The organism is Pseudoruegeria sp. SHC-113, assembly GCF_025376885.1.
GTDB lineage: Bacteria > Pseudomonadota > Alphaproteobacteria > Rhodobacterales > Rhodobacteraceae > Pseudoruegeria.
Genome location: NZ_JAHUBR010000001.1, coordinates 274,469 through 289,364, shown reverse-complemented (window position 1 = coordinate 289,364; position 14,896 = coordinate 274,469). Strand labels below are relative to the sequence as shown.

General features: G+C 64.2%; 19 protein-coding genes. 7 read left to right on the top strand and 12 right to left on the bottom strand.

Annotated elements, in window-relative coordinates:
- Window positions 1–2 precede the first annotated feature (2 nt).
- The 5 genes from KVX96_RS01390 (at window position 3) to KVX96_RS01370 (ending at window position 4,086) form a co-directional block, all read left to right on the top strand.
- Complete coding sequence (locus KVX96_RS01390; RefSeq protein ID WP_261192304.1) at window positions 3–1,484, top strand: AMP nucleosidase; 1,482 nt, start codon at window positions 3–5, stop codon at window positions 1,482–1,484.
- A 143-nt stretch (window positions 1,485–1,627) separates the two neighbouring features.
- A complete protein-coding gene (locus KVX96_RS01385; RefSeq protein WP_261192303.1) occupies window positions 1,628–1,915 on the top strand; it encodes an HU family DNA-binding protein in 288 nt (95 codons plus the stop codon).
- An 83-nt stretch (window positions 1,916–1,998) separates the two neighbouring features.
- Window positions 1,999–2,880 carry a DMT family transporter gene (locus KVX96_RS01380; RefSeq protein WP_261192302.1) on the top strand — a complete coding sequence of 294 codons (882 nt, stop codon included), beginning with the start codon at window positions 1,999–2,001 and terminating at the stop codon, window positions 2,878–2,880.
- A gap of 69 nt (window positions 2,881–2,949) precedes the next feature.
- Window positions 2,950–3,663, top strand: coding sequence for a cytochrome c biogenesis CcdA family protein (locus tag KVX96_RS01375; RefSeq protein ID WP_261192301.1), 714 nt, complete (start codon window positions 2,950–2,952; stop codon window positions 3,661–3,663).
- Between the two features lie 12 nt (window positions 3,664–3,675).
- Entirely contained in the window at window positions 3,676–4,086 is a 411-nt protein-coding gene (locus tag KVX96_RS01370; protein ID WP_261192300.1) for a thioredoxin family protein, read from the top strand.
- Between the two features lie 111 nt (window positions 4,087–4,197).
- Here the strand turns inward: KVX96_RS01370 and KVX96_RS01365 are convergent, their stop codons facing one another.
- From KVX96_RS01365 to KVX96_RS01355, 3 genes are read right to left on the bottom strand one after another with little or no spacing between them, the layout of a single operon-like run.
- Window positions 4,198–4,512, bottom strand: coding sequence for a YciI family protein (locus KVX96_RS01365; protein ID WP_261192299.1), 315 nt, complete (start codon window positions 4,510–4,512; stop codon window positions 4,198–4,200).
- 17 nt (window positions 4,513–4,529) lie between these two features.
- Window positions 4,530–4,964: an SRPBCC family protein gene (locus tag KVX96_RS01360; RefSeq protein ID WP_261192296.1), complete on the bottom strand. Its 435-nt coding sequence runs from the start codon at window positions 4,962–4,964 to the stop codon at window positions 4,530–4,532.
- 2 nt (window positions 4,965–4,966) lie between these two features.
- Window positions 4,967–5,284: an ArsR/SmtB family transcription factor gene (locus tag KVX96_RS01355; protein WP_261192295.1), complete on the bottom strand. Its 318-nt coding sequence runs from the start codon at window positions 5,282–5,284 to the stop codon at window positions 4,967–4,969.
- 168 nt (window positions 5,285–5,452) lie between these two features.
- Between KVX96_RS01355 and KVX96_RS01350 the strand changes: the two genes are divergently transcribed.
- Window positions 5,453–6,328, top strand: a complete 876-nt coding sequence (locus tag KVX96_RS01350; RefSeq protein ID WP_261192294.1) for an SDR family oxidoreductase — start codon at window positions 5,453–5,455, stop codon at window positions 6,326–6,328.
- Here the strand turns inward: KVX96_RS01350 and KVX96_RS01345 are convergent.
- From KVX96_RS01345 to KVX96_RS01315, 7 genes are all read right to left on the bottom strand, one after another.
- Window positions 6,325–6,987, bottom strand: a complete 663-nt coding sequence (locus KVX96_RS01345; RefSeq protein WP_261192292.1) for an androgen-induced gene 1 family protein — start codon at window positions 6,985–6,987, stop codon at window positions 6,325–6,327. The genes KVX96_RS01350 and KVX96_RS01345 overlap by 4 nt on opposite strands.
- Window positions 6,988–7,056: 69 nt before the next feature.
- Complete coding sequence (gene dxs / locus KVX96_RS01340) at window positions 7,057–8,982, bottom strand: 1-deoxy-D-xylulose-5-phosphate synthase (protein ID WP_261192290.1); 1,926 nt, start codon at window positions 8,980–8,982, stop codon at window positions 7,057–7,059.
- Window positions 8,983–9,009: 27 nt separating this feature from the next.
- The gene (locus KVX96_RS01335) at window positions 9,010–9,879 is read right to left on the bottom strand and encodes a polyprenyl synthetase family protein (RefSeq protein WP_261192284.1); all 870 of its coding nucleotides are present in this window, start codon (window positions 9,877–9,879) and stop codon (window positions 9,010–9,012) included.
- A gap of 2 nt (window positions 9,880–9,881) precedes the next feature.
- Entirely contained in the window at window positions 9,882–10,124 is a 243-nt protein-coding gene (locus KVX96_RS01330) for an exodeoxyribonuclease VII small subunit (RefSeq protein WP_261192274.1), read from the bottom strand.
- A gap of 72 nt (window positions 10,125–10,196) precedes the next feature.
- The gene (locus KVX96_RS01325; RefSeq protein WP_261192266.1) at window positions 10,197–11,132 is read right to left on the bottom strand and encodes a histone deacetylase family protein; all 936 of its coding nucleotides are present in this window, start codon (window positions 11,130–11,132) and stop codon (window positions 10,197–10,199) included.
- Window positions 11,133–11,263: 131 nt separating this feature from the next.
- Window positions 11,264–11,968: a response regulator gene (locus KVX96_RS01320; RefSeq protein ID WP_261192264.1), complete on the bottom strand. Its 705-nt coding sequence runs from the start codon at window positions 11,966–11,968 to the stop codon at window positions 11,264–11,266.
- On the bottom strand, window positions 11,968–12,465 hold the full coding sequence (locus KVX96_RS01315) for a MarR family winged helix-turn-helix transcriptional regulator (protein ID WP_261192253.1): 498 nt from the start codon (window positions 12,463–12,465) through the stop codon (window positions 11,968–11,970). The genes KVX96_RS01320 and KVX96_RS01315 overlap by 1 nt, the downstream gene beginning before the upstream one ends.
- A 184-nt stretch (window positions 12,466–12,649) precedes the next feature.
- Between KVX96_RS01315 and KVX96_RS01310 the strand changes: the two genes are divergently transcribed.
- Window positions 12,650–13,519 carry a branched-chain amino acid aminotransferase gene (locus tag KVX96_RS01310; protein ID WP_261192246.1) on the top strand — a complete coding sequence of 290 codons (870 nt, stop codon included), beginning with the start codon at window positions 12,650–12,652 and terminating at the stop codon, window positions 13,517–13,519.
- A gap of 78 nt (window positions 13,520–13,597) precedes the next feature.
- On the opposite strand, the gene KVX96_RS01305 is transcribed toward KVX96_RS01310, so the two are convergent.
- Window positions 13,598–13,792: a hypothetical protein gene (locus tag KVX96_RS01305; RefSeq protein WP_261192234.1), complete on the bottom strand. Its 195-nt coding sequence runs from the start codon at window positions 13,790–13,792 to the stop codon at window positions 13,598–13,600.
- A 188-nt stretch (window positions 13,793–13,980) separates the two neighbouring features.
- A complete protein-coding gene (locus KVX96_RS01300; RefSeq protein WP_261192233.1) occupies window positions 13,981–14,892 on the bottom strand; it encodes a DMT family transporter in 912 nt (303 codons plus the stop codon).
- Window positions 14,893–14,896: the final 4 nt, after the last annotated feature.

The window sequence follows — 14,896 nt, the reverse complement described above, 5'->3', positions numbered from 1 at the left end:
ACATGGCAGCAAACGCATTGAACCTCCCGCTGCACACGCCCGCCGTGCCGCAGCCGGAGAGCTTTTCAGATCCTAAAAAGGCGGTTGAGCGCCTGATCGAGCTGTATACCTCCGCCACCACCTACCTGACGGAGCGGTTTGCGGATGCGATTTCCGGCAAGACGCCGAAGGCGCGGTTCCGTGCGTTCTACCCGGAGATCCGGGTCACAACCACGAGCTACGCCAAGGTCGACAGCCGCTTGAGCTACGGCCATGTGGCGGTGCCCGGCACCTATGCGGCGACCGTCACCCGGCCCGACCTCTTCGCGAACTACCTTGAGCAGCAGATCGCGTTGCTGATCGAGAACCACGGTGTTCCGGTGGTGATCGACGTCTCCAGCACGCCGATGCCGGTGCATTTTGCCGTGGCCGGTGCCGAAATGACCGTGCCGCAGGACGGCGCGATGACCTTCCCCTTGCGCGATTTCTTCGACGTGCCGGACCTCTCCACAACGAACGACGATATCGTGAACGGCGTTTTCGCGGCGGGCGCCGACGGCGTTCAGCCGCTGGCCCCTTTCACGGCGCAGCGGGTGGATTATTCGCTGGCGCGTCTGGCGCATTATACGGCAACGGACCCGGAGCATTTCCAGAATCACGTGCTGTTTACCAACTACCAATTCTACGTGTCGGAGTTCGAAGCCTACGCCCGTGCCATGCTGGCAGATCCGAAGAGCGGCTACACGAGCTTCGTTTCCACCGGCAATGCCGAGATTACCGATCCCGAAGCCGCGCTGCCGGAAACGTTGAAAACGCCGCAGATGCCGACCTACCACTTGAAGCGGGCCGATGGCAGCGGGATCACACTGGTGAACATCGGCGTTGGGCCGTCCAACGCGAAAACCGCAACCGATCACATCGCCGTCTTGCGGCCCCACGCCTGGCTGATGGTCGGGCATTGCGCGGGCCTGCGGAACTCCCAGAGCCTTGGCGATTTCGTGCTGGCCCATGCCTACCTGCGCGAAGATCACGTGCTGGACGACGACCTGCCCGTTTGGGTGCCGATCCCGGCGCTGGCCGAGATCCAGATCGCGCTTGAGAAGGCCGTGGAGGACGTCACGCAGTTGCAGGGCTATGAACTGAAACGGATCATGCGCACCGGCACCGTGGCGACAATTGACAACCGAAACTGGGAGTTGCGCGATCAGAGCGGCCCGGTGCAGCGCCTCAGCCAGTCCCGCGCCGTCGCGTTAGACATGGAAAGCGCCACAATCGCGGCGAACGGCTTCCGGTTCCGGGTGCCCTACGGTACGCTGCTCTGCGTTTCCGACAAGCCTCTGCATGGCGAATTGAAGTTGCCAGGGATGGCGTCAGACTTCTATAAAACACAGGTTGCACGGCATCTGGAGATTGGAATCCGGGCCATGGAAACACTCCGCGAAATGCCGCTCGAACGCATCCATTCGCGGAAATTGCGCTCGTTTGAGGAGACAGCCTTCCTCTGACGTGGCGGAAATCGGCAAAAAAGGCGCAAAATCTATCGTTTTCTTGGGGAAAACTGCCACAAATTGTTGTGCCGTCACCCAAGATTGCGTTTAATGCGCCCAATAACGCCCCAAGTATCGGGCAGAACGAGGAGACCATAATAATGGCGAAACCGCTGACCAAAACCCAACTCGTGGCCGCTCTGGCAGACGAACTGGGCGCAGACAAGAAATCCGCTTCCGCTTCGCTGGACGCGATTGTTAACGTTATCACGCGTGAAGTGTCCGCAGGCGGCGCTGTCACCCTGCCCGGCGTTGGCAAAATCTATTGCCGCGAGCGCCCCGAGCGCATGGTCCGCAACCCGGCCACCGGCGAGCAGATCAAGAAAGAAGCCGACAAGGTGGTGAAAATGACCATCGCCAAAGCGCTGAAGGACAGCGTGAACGGCTAAGCACGGCGCGGGCCTTGCGCCCGCCCTGCAAGACTATAGGGTCGCCCCTTGGGCGGCCTTTTTCATTTTGAGGACATAAGCTTTTGGATCTGCGCGCGATTGGGATGGGGCTGGCCTTTGCCCTCATGTGGTCTTCCGCTTTCACCTCGGCCCGGATCATCGTGCAGGATGCGCCGCCGCTGGCCTCGCTCTCGCTGCGGTTCTTCCTTTCGGGGCTGATCGGCGTTGCGATTGCGCTGGCGATGGGGCAGACATGGCGGCTCAGCCGGGCGCAATGGCGGGCGACGCTGATCTTCGGCCTGTGCCAGAATGCCCTGTATCTGGGTCTGAATTTCGTCGCGATGCAATGGATCGAGGCCTCGCTGGCCTCCATCATCGCCTCCACCATGCCGCTGATGGTGGCCGGGGCCGGGTGGCTGGTGTTTCGTGAAAAGCTGCCGGCGATGGGCCTGTTCGGGCTTGGCCTCGGGATTCTTGGCGTCTGCCTGATCATGGGGTCGCGGATCAGCGCCGGGGTGGATCTGACGGGCGTGGCGTTCTGCGTGCTCGGCGCGCTGGCGCTCACCGTTGCGACACTTTCGGTGCGGGGGGCCTCTTCGGGCGGCAACGTGATGATGATCGTGGGCTTGCAGATGTTCGTGGGCGCCATCGCCTTGGCCGTGGTTTCTGCCGTAACAGAGACGATTTCTGTCACCCCCACCCTGCGCCTCGGGATCGCCTTCGCCTATACAACGCTGGTGCCGGGGCTGCTGGCAACCTTCGTCTGGTTTTCGCTCGTAAACCGCATCGGCGCGGTTCGGGCGGCCACGTTTCACTTCCTCAATCCGGTGTTCGGCGTGGCCATCGCCGCCGCGCTATTGGGCGAACGGCTGGGCTGGCTCGATGTGGTCGGCGTGGGCATCGTGACGCTCGGCATCCTCTTCGTGCAACTGGCCCGGCAAGCGCCCCCGCTAAAGCCGCACTGACGCCCTTGTGATCACGCGCCAGCGCGGCAGGGCGTGACAGAAGGCCCGCCCGTGCCAGATAACATGGGCATGGAACTAATCTTCGCATATGGCGCAGGGCTGCTGACCCTGATCAACCCCTGCGTTCTGCCGGTGCTGCCCATCGTGCTGGCCACCGCGCTGCAGGCCGACCCGCGCGGCCCCGCCGCACTGGCCGCCGGGATGAGCCTTGCCTTCGTCTCGCTCGGAATGCTCGTCTCCACCGCTGGCTATGCGCTCGGCATCACCGAAGAGGCCATCGCGCAGGCCGGGGCGGTGCTGATGATCGGCTTTGGCCTCGTGCTCTTGGTGCCGCGCTTCTCGGAAGGTTTCGCAACGGCGACGGCCGGGGTGGCGGCGCGTGCTGACAGCGGGATCGACCGGCTCGATCGCGGCACGCTGCGCGGGCAGTTTCTGGGTGGCATGCTGCTCGGGGCGGTATGGAGCCCCTGCGTCGGGCCAACCCTAGGCGGCGCGATTTCCCTCGCTGCGCAGGGGGAGAGCCTGCTTTGGGCCGCACTGATCATGCTCTTCTTCGCCTTCGGCGTCTCCACCATCATCCTGCTTCTGGGCTACGGCGCACGCTCGGCGTTGGTGAAACGGCAGGCGCTGATGCGCCGGATCGCCGAACGCTCGCGCCCGGTTCTGGGGGCTGTCTTCATCTTTGTCGGCGTGGCGATCCTGCTGCGCTGGCACCACATGGCCGAGGCCTGGGCGGTGCAAAACCTGCCAGCCTGGCTCAATGATCTATCTGTATCCCTCTGAGAGGAGTTTCCCATGGACAGACGCGCTTTTCTTTTCACCACGGCTGCGGCCCTGACCCTGCCCCACCTCGCCTTCGCGGCCCCCGTGAATTACACGCCGGGGCTGGTTGAGAAGGAACTGGCCGCGGGCAAGACCGTCTTCTTGGATTTCAAGGCGGAGTGGTGCAGCACCTGCAAGGCGCAGGAGCGGGTGATTGCCAAGCTGCTGGCCGAGAACCCGGCCTATGCGGCGAACATCAGTTTTATCAACATTGACTGGGATGAGTATCGCTCCGCCAAGATCACCAAGGACCTGAAGATCCCGCGCCGCTCGACGCTGGTCGTGCTGCGTGGCGACAAAGAGCTTGGCCGGATCGTGGCCGGTGTCTCGCGCAAGGACATTCAGGCGCTGATGGACACGGCGCTGGCCGCGGCGACCGCCTGAGCGGCCGCCGCGCCGGATTTCATGCCTCCGGCGGGGATATTTTCGCTAAGATGAAGGGGCCCCGTTTCGCTTTTGAATCGAGCCTGATTCAGCAGGAAACGGGGCTTTCCTTTACATCTGGATGACTTCGGCGACCTCAACAGAGCCTGAGCCATCGGCCACCATCGGACAGCCTTTGGCCATCTCCACCGCGGCGTCCTGATCGGCGGCTTCCACCAGCGTGTAGCCTGAGACGGGGTTCGACCCGCCATTGTCGGCGACCCCTTGGGCAGAGACCGTGCGGGACATGCCGGCCGGGCCGCCGCCGTCGACGACGGCAGCGCCCATGGCACCGTACCAGGCGTTCCACGCGGCCATGACTTTTTCACCTTCCGCCGGATCTTCCGGGGCTTTTCCGCCGTGGTAGACAAACATGAACTTGGGCATTTGACCTCTCCTTTCGCTTAAGCGTTTGCGAGGGTTTCCAGTTTGCGCAGGGAGGATGTCCAACCCTGCTCGTGGTTCACCGCTGTATCGCCATCGGGTAGATCCGCATGGGTCAGGGTGAACAGGGTGCCGCCCGACTGGCTTGGAACCAGTTTGATTGTAACGTGGCTTTCAACGCCCCTCTTGTCGTTTTCGTCGTGCCAGGCCCAAGTGAACCCCACCGAATGGGGCGCCTCCACATGGGTGACATGGCCGGAGACCTTATAGCGCTGGCCCTCGGCGTTCTGCATGACCGAGACCCAAGGCCCGCGATCGGTGAAGCTGAGCTGGTGCTCGGGCACTGTCATGCCTTCTGGCCCCCACCATTTGAGCAGATGCTCGGTTTGGGTGACGAAGGCAAAAACAGTGTCTATGTCAGCGGAAAAACTGCGTTCGAGCGTGAGTGTCGGCATTGCTAATCGATCTCCTTCAGGGCCGCATCCAGCCGCGCGAGGCTCGCGCACCAGAAGGCCTCGTGATCCAATGTCCAGGCGTTGATCGCCTGCAGGCTTGCGGGCACCACGCTGTAGATCCGACTCTGGCCCTCCACCCGCTGCTGCACCAGCCCGGCTTCGCGGAGCACCTTCAGGTGGCGCGAAATGGCCGGCGCGGAAATGGGCGCGACGCTTCGGAGCGCGCTGGCCGGTTGATCGCCTTCCGACAGCAATTTGCTGATGATGGCGAAGCGGGTTTCGTCGCCGAGGGCGGAGAAGGTGCGGGTCAGGTCTGTCATCGTTGGTCTTGATTCTGATTTCTGTTAATTAACCTACCCGTTAATTGAAGTCTGTCAACGCCTGAGAACAGGCTTGCTTCTGAAGGCCTCGATAGATGCGGAAATTTCCCAAGGAAGTCGGCGGGTTGGCCATCGACGTCGGAGGGAAACGCGCCTACGCTCAGCGCCATGATGCGCACATTGCTCTCTTTCGGCCACGGCTACTCGGCCCAGGCTTTGGAATCGCTCCTGCGGCCGCGCGGCTGGCGGGTGATCGGCACCACGCGGACGGCGGAGAAGGCCGCACGGCTGTCGGATGGCGGCACGGAGGCGCTTGTCTGGCCCGGCGCAAGCCGGGCGCAGATCGAGGCGGCGTTGAAGGATGCAAGCCATCTGCTGCTCTCGGCGGCCCCTGGTGAGGCCGGCGATCCAGTTCTGGCCGACTGGCGTGACGCCATCGCCGAGGCCGCCGGGCATCTGGAATGGATTGGCTATCTGTCCACGACGGGCGTCTATGGCGATCATGGGGGTGATTGGATCGACGAGGGCACGCCGCTGGCCCCAAGCACGCGGCGCGGGCAGTTGCGGGTGCTGGCGGAGGGGCAGTGGCAGGATCTGGCCGCAGAGGCCGGGCTGCCCCTGCATATCTTCCGCCTTGCCGGGATCTACGGCCCCGGGCGCGGGCCTTTTGCCAAGGTCCGCGCTGGCACCGCGCGTCGGATCGTGAAGCCGGGGCAGGTATTCTCGCGCATCCATGTGGAGGACATCGCGCAGGTGCTGGCGGCTTCCATCGCGCAGCCCAATCCGGGCGCCGTTTACAACCTGTGCGACGATGATCCGGCCCCGCCGGAGGATGTGATCGCGGAAGCCGCGCGGTTGCTGGATCTGCCGGTTCCGCCGGAAGAGGATTTCGCCACCGCCGAGATGACGCCGATGGCGCGCAGCTTCTATGCCGAGAGCAAGCGCGTGCGCAACGACCGCATCAAGGACGAGCTGGGCGTGCGCCTGAAGTACCCAACTTTTAAGGTGGGACTACAGGCTCTGTTACAGCAGGAAACGGCCTAAACAGCCGCCGTCGCGCGCTTGCGCAGGCGGCTTAGCCCGGCCCCGAGCCCCCAGAAGACGATCAGCAGCACCGCCCCCGTGACCGCCGTGCTGGCGTAAAAGCCGATGCGCTCCGCGAGGACCATGGAATTCAGGAACGGATAGGGCAGCCCGCTGGTGACCGTGCCCGCCGGACGGATGCTGAGGGGCTGCAAGATGAGCTCGATCCAGCTGGAATAGGCAAGGATCAGCAAGCCTAGCCCGGCGAGCGGGCGCAGAATCTTGGGGGCCCCGCCGAGGATGAAGAGGAAATCGATCCACTGCAGCACCGGCCCCATCAGATGCAGGTAATATTCGTTCCACCAGAGGATCTCCCCACCGCCGTTCACCAGCGCCGGGTCGATGAAGTAGAGCCGCCAGTAGAGGAAAACGACGAGCCCGTTCGCAATGGCGGTGACCATCGCATAGGCGCTCCAATCGTGATCGGTGCGGTGCTCGGAAAAGGCCAGCATCCGCGAGGCGCTGACGAAGGACATCAGCAGCGCCCAGAAGGTCAGGTAGCGGAACGGGCCGCCGAAGTTGCCATAATCGCCCGTGAACAGGTGATAGATGGTGTAGCCCGCCGCCAGCGCGAAAACGAGCCAGCGGTAGGCGCGCACGCCGGTGCTGTGTTGATTCATGATGTCCTCCCCCTCTCTTGAGAGGGAGGCTGCGGTTCTCGATGGAACCTGTAAAGCCCGGCCGTGGCGTCAGGCGCGGCGTTCCAGCGTGGCGACGCCCAAGGTCTCCAGCACCTTGGCCTCGATGTCGGAGGCGTTCAGCTTGGCGGCGGCATACATGTCCTCGGGGCTGGCCTGATCGATGAACGTATCAGGCAGCACCATGGAGCGGTACTTGAGACCGGTGTCGAACACGCCTTCCTCGGCGAGCAGTTGCGCCACGTGGCTGCCGAAGCCGCCTACGGCCCCTTCCTCGATGGTGATCAGCGCCTCGTGATCGGCGGCAAGTTGCAGAATCAGAGCCTGATCCAGCGGTTTTGCGAAACGGGCGTCAGCCACGGTGGGGGTGATGCCCTTGGCGGCGAGCGCCTCGCAGGCTTCCTCCACCTCCTTCAGTCGCGCGCCGAAGTTCAGCAGCGCCACGCGTTTGCCGTCCCGGATCATCCGGCCCTTGCCGATCTCCAGCGGCACGCCACGCTCGGGCAGCTCCACGCCGACACCTTCCCCACGCGGGAAGCGGAAGGCCGACGGGCCATCTTCATACGCAGCGGCGGTGGCGACCATATGGACAAGCTCCGCCTCATCGGCGGCGGCCATCACAATGAAACCGGGCAGGTTGGCGAGATAGGCGATGTCGAAGCTGCCGGCATGGGTGGCCCCATCGGCGCCCACAAGGCCGGCGCGGTCAATCGCGAAGCGCACGGGCAGGCGCTGGATCGCAACATCATGCACCACCTGATCGTAGCCGCGCTGCAGGAAGGTGGAATACATCGCGCAGAAAGGTTTCATCCCGCCCGCCGCAAGCCCGGCGCAGAAGGTGACCCCATGCTGCTCGGCGATGCCCACGTCGAAACAGCGGCTCGGGTAGCGCTCAGCGAATAGGTTCAGCCCTGTGCCATCTGGCATGGCGGCTGTCACGGCGCAGATCTTGTCGTCCTCTGCGGCGAGCTTCATCAGGCTCTCGGCAAAGACCTTCGTATAGCTCGGCGCGTTGCTCTTGGCCTTCTTTTGCTTGCCGGTCACCACATCGAACTTGGCCGTGGCGTGGCCCTTGTCCGGGGCGTTTTCTGCCGGGTGGTAGCCCTTGCCTTTCTGAGTCAGCACATGGATCAGCATCGGCCCCGTGGCCCGCGCTTTCACGGTGCGCAGCACGCTCAGCAGCTGGTCCATGTTGTGGCCGTCGATCGGGCCGAGGTAGGAGAAGCCAAGCTCTTCAAAGAGCGTGCCACCCACCGTCATGCCCTTGATCATCTCCTTCGCCCGGCGCGCGCCCTCCTGGAAGGGCGGCGGCAGCAGGCTCACCGCGCCCTTGGCGGCGGCCTTGAACTCCTGGAAGGGCTCGCCCGCGTAGAGGCGCGACAGATAGGAGGAGAGCGCGCCCACCGGCGGCGCGATGGACATCTCGTTGTCGTTCAGGATGACGAACATGCGCTTGCCCAGATGGCCCGCGTTGTTCATCGCCTCAAAGGCCATGCCCGCGCTCATGGAGCCATCACCGATCACCGCTATCGCGTCGCCGATCCCGTGCTCCGGCGCGCCGCCCAGATCCCGTGCCACGGCAAAACCCAGCGCCGCAGAAATCGAAGTGGAGCTATGGGCCGCGCCGAAAGGATCATAAGCGCTTTCAGACCGTTTGGTGAAACCGGAAAGCCCGCCTTTCTGCCGCAGGGTGCGGATGCGGTCGCGCCGCCCGGTGAGGATCTTGTGCGGGTAGCTCTGGTGACTCACGTCCCAGATCAGCCGGTCGCGCGGCGTGTCAAACACCGCGTGCAGCGCGGTCGTCAGCTCCACCACGCCAAGGCCCGCGCCAAGGTGGCCACCCGTCTCTGACACGGCGGAAATCGTCTCCTCCCGCAGCTCATGGGCCAGCTGGCGCAGCTCCGTGTCCGAAAGGCTCTTCATGTCGGCGGGGGTGGTTACGCGGTCCAGAACCGGCGTGTGGGGACGATTACTCATGGCTACCATGCCCTCCCTTCGGGCAAATCACTTGTTCCGCGCAATAACGAAGCGGGCCGCTTCCTTCAAGGCACGCGCCTCGTCACCGTAGGGCGCCAGCGCCGCTTCGGCCTGCTCAACCAGCAACTTAGCACGCGCCTTCGCCCCCTCCAAACCAAGCAGCGAGACGAAGGTGGCCTTGCCGGCGTCCGCATCCTTGCCAACAGCCTTGCCAACCTCGGCTTCATCGCCTTCCACATCGAGAATGTCATCGGCAATCTGGAAGGCCGCGCCCAGTGCTGCCGCGTAATCGGTCAACGGTTTTGGATCGGCCTGAGCGAGCAGCGCGCCAGCGGCTCCGGACCAGCAGATCAGCGCGCCTGTCTTGTTGACCTGCAGCTCGGTGATCTCCTCAAGCGTCAGCATGCGACCTGCGGTTTCGGCGGCGATGTCTTGCGCCTGCCCCAGCACCATGCCCTCGGCCCCCACGGCCTTGGCAAAGGAGGCGATCAGTGCCACGCGCACCTCGGCCTGCGGCGCGCATTCGGGCCGGGCGAGCAGATCGAAGGCCAGCGTCTGCAGCGCATCGCCCACCAGCACGGCGGTGGCCTCATCCCATTTCACATGCACCGTCGGCTGGCCGCGGCGCAGATCGTCATCGTCCATGCAGGGCAGATCGTCATGCACCAGCGAATAAGCATGCAGCGCCTCGGCGGCGCAGGCGGCAACCACGGATTGCTCCGGCGCGATCCCATGCAAACGCGCGCCTTCCATCACCAGAAAGCCCCGCAGCCGCTTGCCGCCCCGGCAGGCATATCGCATGCCCTCGATCACCGGCTGATCGGCGAGCGGCGCCATGACGCGCGCAAGCTCCGCCTCGATGCGCGCAGCGGCCTCGGCGATCGCCCCGGTGAACATGATCAGAGCCCTTCGACGGGTTTCAGCCCGGAAGGCTGGCCATTTTCACCAAGGGTGATCTGGGCGACCTTCTCCTCGGCGTCTTTCAGCTTGGCCTCGCAATGGGCCTTCAGCTTCGCGCCGCGCTCATAAAGCGCGATGGAATCCTCAAGCGGCACATCCCCCCGCTCCAGCTGGCCCACAACCTGCTCCAGCGCCTTCAGCGCATCCTCGAAGCTCATCTCCGAAACGTCGATCTCGGTCATTGTATCGCTGCTCCCTCATGCATTGGCTGGCCGTGCCAGACCATATCCGGCTTCAAAAGTCGAGGCCAGCCGCTAGCCTGCCCGCTCCATCAGCACGGCAACATGCGCGGCCACGCTTTCCCCGAGCGCGTCAAGGTCATAGCCGCCCTCAAGCGAGGAGACGATCCGCCCGCTACAGACCTCGTCGGCCACGTCGCAGATCCGGTGCGTGAGCCAGGCGAAATCTTCGGTCTCCCAGTTCAGGCTCGCCAGCGGATCGGCGCGATGGGCGTCAAACCCGGCGGAGATCAGGATCAGATCGGGCTTGAAGGCCAGAACCGCCGGCAGAATCTCGCCCTCGTAGACCGCGCGCATCAGCTGGCCCGAGCTGTCCGGGGCCAGCGGCACATTCATCACATTGCCATGGGCGCCGCGCTCTTCCGGTGCGCCGGTGCCCGGCCAGAGCGGCGACTGATGGCTCGACACGAAAAGGCTGCGCGACTCATGCCACAGCAACGCTTGCGTGCCATTGCCGTGGTGCACGTCAAAATCGATCACCGCAACGCGCTCCGCCCCGCAGGCCTCCAGCGCATGTTTCGCGCCCAGCGCCACGGTGCCAAATAGGCAAAAGCCCATAGGAAGCTCCACCTCTGCGTGGTGCCCGGGCGGGCGCAGGGCACAAAAGGCATTGGCCGCCGCCCCCTTCATCACCAGCTCCACCGCCGCCACATTGGCCCCCACGGCCCGCAGCGCCGCCTCCACGGACCCGGAGGACATATGCGTATCCGCATCCAGCGCCAGAAAACCGTTGGCCGGCTCGCTCGCCCGGATATGCGAGATGTACTGCGCCGGATGGCCGCGCAGCAGATGCGCCTCTTCGGCGAGCGGGGCAGAGAGCCTCGTCAGCCCCTCAAAGGCCGGGTCCGCCAGCGCGGCGGTGATCGCTTCTATCCGCGCCACCTGCTCGGGGTGGCCCGGCGGGGTGACGTGATAGAGGCTCGCGGGGTGAGTATAAAGCGCGGTTGTCATGCCCCGACGCTAGCCGCAGCCGCGCGCCCGCACAACGGTATCCCATGCCGCAGCCAGCGGAATCTCCGCCTCACTTTGTTCTGAAAATATCCCCGCCGGAGGCATCCATCCGCGCCACAAGCGCAACGCCGTCAGTCGGGCGCGAGCATGTAGCCAGCGCCGCGCACTGTCTGCAGGTAGCGTGGCTGGCGCGGATCGCTCTCGATCTTGCGCCGCAGCCGGGTGATCTGCACGTCCACCGCCCGCTCCTGCGCCTGCCCCTTGTCGCGGCCCAGATCCTCCACGAGCTGGGTCCGGCTCAGGGGCTCGCCCGGATGGGCGGCGAAGATCTTCATCAGAGCGCTTTCGGTGGCGGTGAGGCGGATCAGCTCCTGCCCCTGCCACATCTCGCCCCGGGTCACGTCGTAGCGCACCGGGCCAAGCGCCAGCACCTTGGGCCCCTCCGCCTCGCTCGCGGCAGCGGGCGCGCGGCGCAGGATGGCGTTGATGCGCAGCAGCAGCTCCTTGGGCTCGAACGGTTTGGCAAGGTAATCATCGGCCCCGGCTTCCAGTCCCGCGATGCGATCCTCGGTTTCACCCCGCGCGGTGAGCAGCAGGATCGGCGTCGCGATATCCTCCCGCAGGGACCGCGTGAGGGAGATGCCATCTTCGCCGGGCATCATCACGTCGAGCACGATCAGGTCGAACTCCAGCCCGGAAAGAATGCTGCGGGCATGGGCGGCATCACGCGCCGCTGTCACCCAGAAACCGTTGCGGATCAGAAACTTCTGGAGGAGCCCCCGGATCCGCTCATCGTCATCCACCACCAGCAGGTGGCCATCGCCCTGCGCGCCCATCAGCCGGCTTCCTTCATCGTGTTGAAATGGCGGCGCATGTCGGGATCCATCATCGCTTCCAGCACCTGCCGAAAGCCCGAAACGGCCTCCGGCCCCGCCGCCCGGTAGGCGCTGCGCATCCGGGCACGTTGGGCGTCGCTCAGGGCGCGCTCCAGCGTGGCGCCCTCTTCGGTGAGAAACAGATGCCGTTCGCGCTTGTCACGGGTGCCCACGCGGCTTTCCACCAGCCCGTCCTCGATCAGGGTGCGCAGCACGCGGTTCAGCGATTGCTTCGTGACCCCGAGGATCGAGAGCAGGTTGTTCACCGTGGTGCCGGGGCTGCGGTTGATGAAGTGGATCGCCCGGTGATGCGCGCGACCGTAGGCGTGGTTTTCAAGGATCCTGTCGGGATCTGCCGTGAAGCCGCGATAGGCGAAGAACATCGCCTCGATCCCCTTGCGCAACTGTTCGTCGGTGAGAAACAAGAGGCTTTCACTGCCCGGCGCGCCCTCTGCCATAAGTATCCTCTTGGTCTTCAATGCGTTCTGGCCCCGATATTAAGTCAGCCTTGTTGACTTTCCAAGAATCAATGTGTAGCAATCCGCAGATTTTGCGCAACTTTATGTCCGGTCCGGACTTTTGCGGCGCAACTTTCGGAAAAGATGACGGCGGGTAAGCCGGTGATTTGGAAGGAAGAAGCCCATGGCTGGCGCATATGACGATCGCGACGGAAAAATCTGGCTGGACGGGAAGATGGTGGAATGGCGTGACGCCAAAGTCCACATCCTGACCCATGCCCTGCATTATGCCTCCTCGGTATTTGAGGGCGAGCGCGCCTACAACGGCAAGATCTTCGAAAGCGTGAAGCACTCCGAGCGCCTGCTGAAATCCGGCGAACTGCTGGACATGCCGATCCCCTATTCCGTGGAGGAGATCGAGAAAGCCAAATACGACGTGCTGAAAGCCAACGGCTGGGACGACGCCTATGTGCGCGTCATCGCCTGGCGCGGCGCGGGCGAAGACATGGGCGTGGCCTCCAAGAAGAACCCCGTCCGCATGGCGGTGGCCGCCTGGGAATGGGGCGCCTATTACGGCGACGCCAAGATGAAAGGCGCGAAGCTCGACATCTCCAAGTGGAAGCGCCCCAGCCCGGAAACGATCCCCTGCCACGCCAAGGCCGCCGGTCTATACATGATCTGCACCATGTCCAAACACGCCGCCGAGGCGAAGGGCTGCTCGGATGCGATGATGTTCGATTACCGCGGCTACGTGGCCGAGGCGACTGGTGCCAACATCTTCTTCGTAAAGGACGGCGAGGTGCATACGCCCAAGCCCGACGCCTTCCTGAACGGCATCACCCGCCAGACGGTGATCGGCATGCTGAAAGACCGTGGCATCACCGTGCATGAGCGCCACATCATGCCCGAGGAGTTGGAAGGCTTCGAGCAGTGCTGGCTCACCGGCACCGCCGCCGAGGTGACGCCCGTTGGCCAGATCGGCGATTACACCTTCGAAGTGGGCGCGCTGACCCGCGACATCGCGGAAAGCTACGAGAAACTCGTGCGCGCCTGATCGTCAAGGCAACCCCCGGAAAAAAGAAAGGCGCAGGGCCCCCTGCGCCTTTTTCATTTGTGTCGTTTGCGGCTGGTGTCAGCCGCGCTCGGAATCGATGCGCGTGTATTGCGCCATGCGGCTGCTGGTGGGCGGGCGATCCTGCGCCCGGCGCAGCAGCGTCATCGCCGCATCGCTCGGCCCTTCGCCTGACAGGCGCTCAACTTCCGCGAATGTCCGCACGATCTTCCCGTCCGACTCCACCGCAGGCCGATCCAGAATATGCTTGTTCATGCTATCCTCCCTCTCATGCCCCGTCACGCGGGGCCACAACCCTAACACGACGGGGTGAGGTTACAAAGCGAGAGGTTTACGTAAAGTAAATGGGTGTGAGCCTCGCAGGTGCAGCATCCGCGCAAGCGCTTACCGGGGTTCACAGATACCCGCTTTCGCCCCTTGCCCATGCTGCACAAGCACGGGTGTCAGCCGGGGCCCACCACTGTTGTTTCCGACCGAATCGCCCGCTTCGCGAGCTGTTGTTCCCGCCACGCAATCACCAACCCCGCCACGATCACGATGCCCGCGCCCAGCAGCATTTGGACCGTCGGCAGATCACCAAACACGAGGTAGCCCAACAGCAGGGACCAGATCATCGAAGAGTAGGTGAACGACGCCAGCAGCGAGGCATCTCCATGCTTGTACGCCCCGGTCAGAAGGATTTGCCCGAAGCTGCCCACCACGGCCCCGCCAAACAGGATCAGCGCCTCCTGCTGGGTCGGCATGACCCAGCCAAAGGGCGCGGTCAGCAGCGAAAACGCCAGCGAGCAGATCGAGAAGTAGAACACGATCGTCGCCGTGTTCTCCTTCCCCGCCAGCCGCTTCACCTGGATCTGCGAGAGCGAGGCGCAGAAGGCCGAGCCCAGTGTCAGCAGGGCCCCAAGGCTGGCCGCACTGCCCAGATCCCCCGAAAGTCGCGGCGCGAGAATGATCGACACCCCCACAAGCCCCGCCGCCACCGCCGAAAGCCGGATCAGCCGGAAGCGCTCTCCCAGCATGAGCGCCGCAAGCACAACGACGAAAAGCGGAGTGGAAAAGCGGATTGCCGTGGCCTCAGGCAGCGGCAGGTAGGCCAATCCGGCAAAGCCCATGCCCATGGCCGCCGTGCCCGTCAGCCCGCGCATCAAATGCCCCATCGGGTAAGTCGTATGCAGCGCGCCATGCAGCTGGCCCTTGCGCACCAGCATGAAAAGCACGATGGGCAGTGTCACCGCAGAGCGCACGAACATCGCCTGCCCCGGTGGCACGTGATCGCTGGTGAATTTCACCGCCGTCGCCATCACGGTGAACATGCCCACCGCCAGCACAACCATGCCGATCCCACGCGCCGGGTTCATGCGG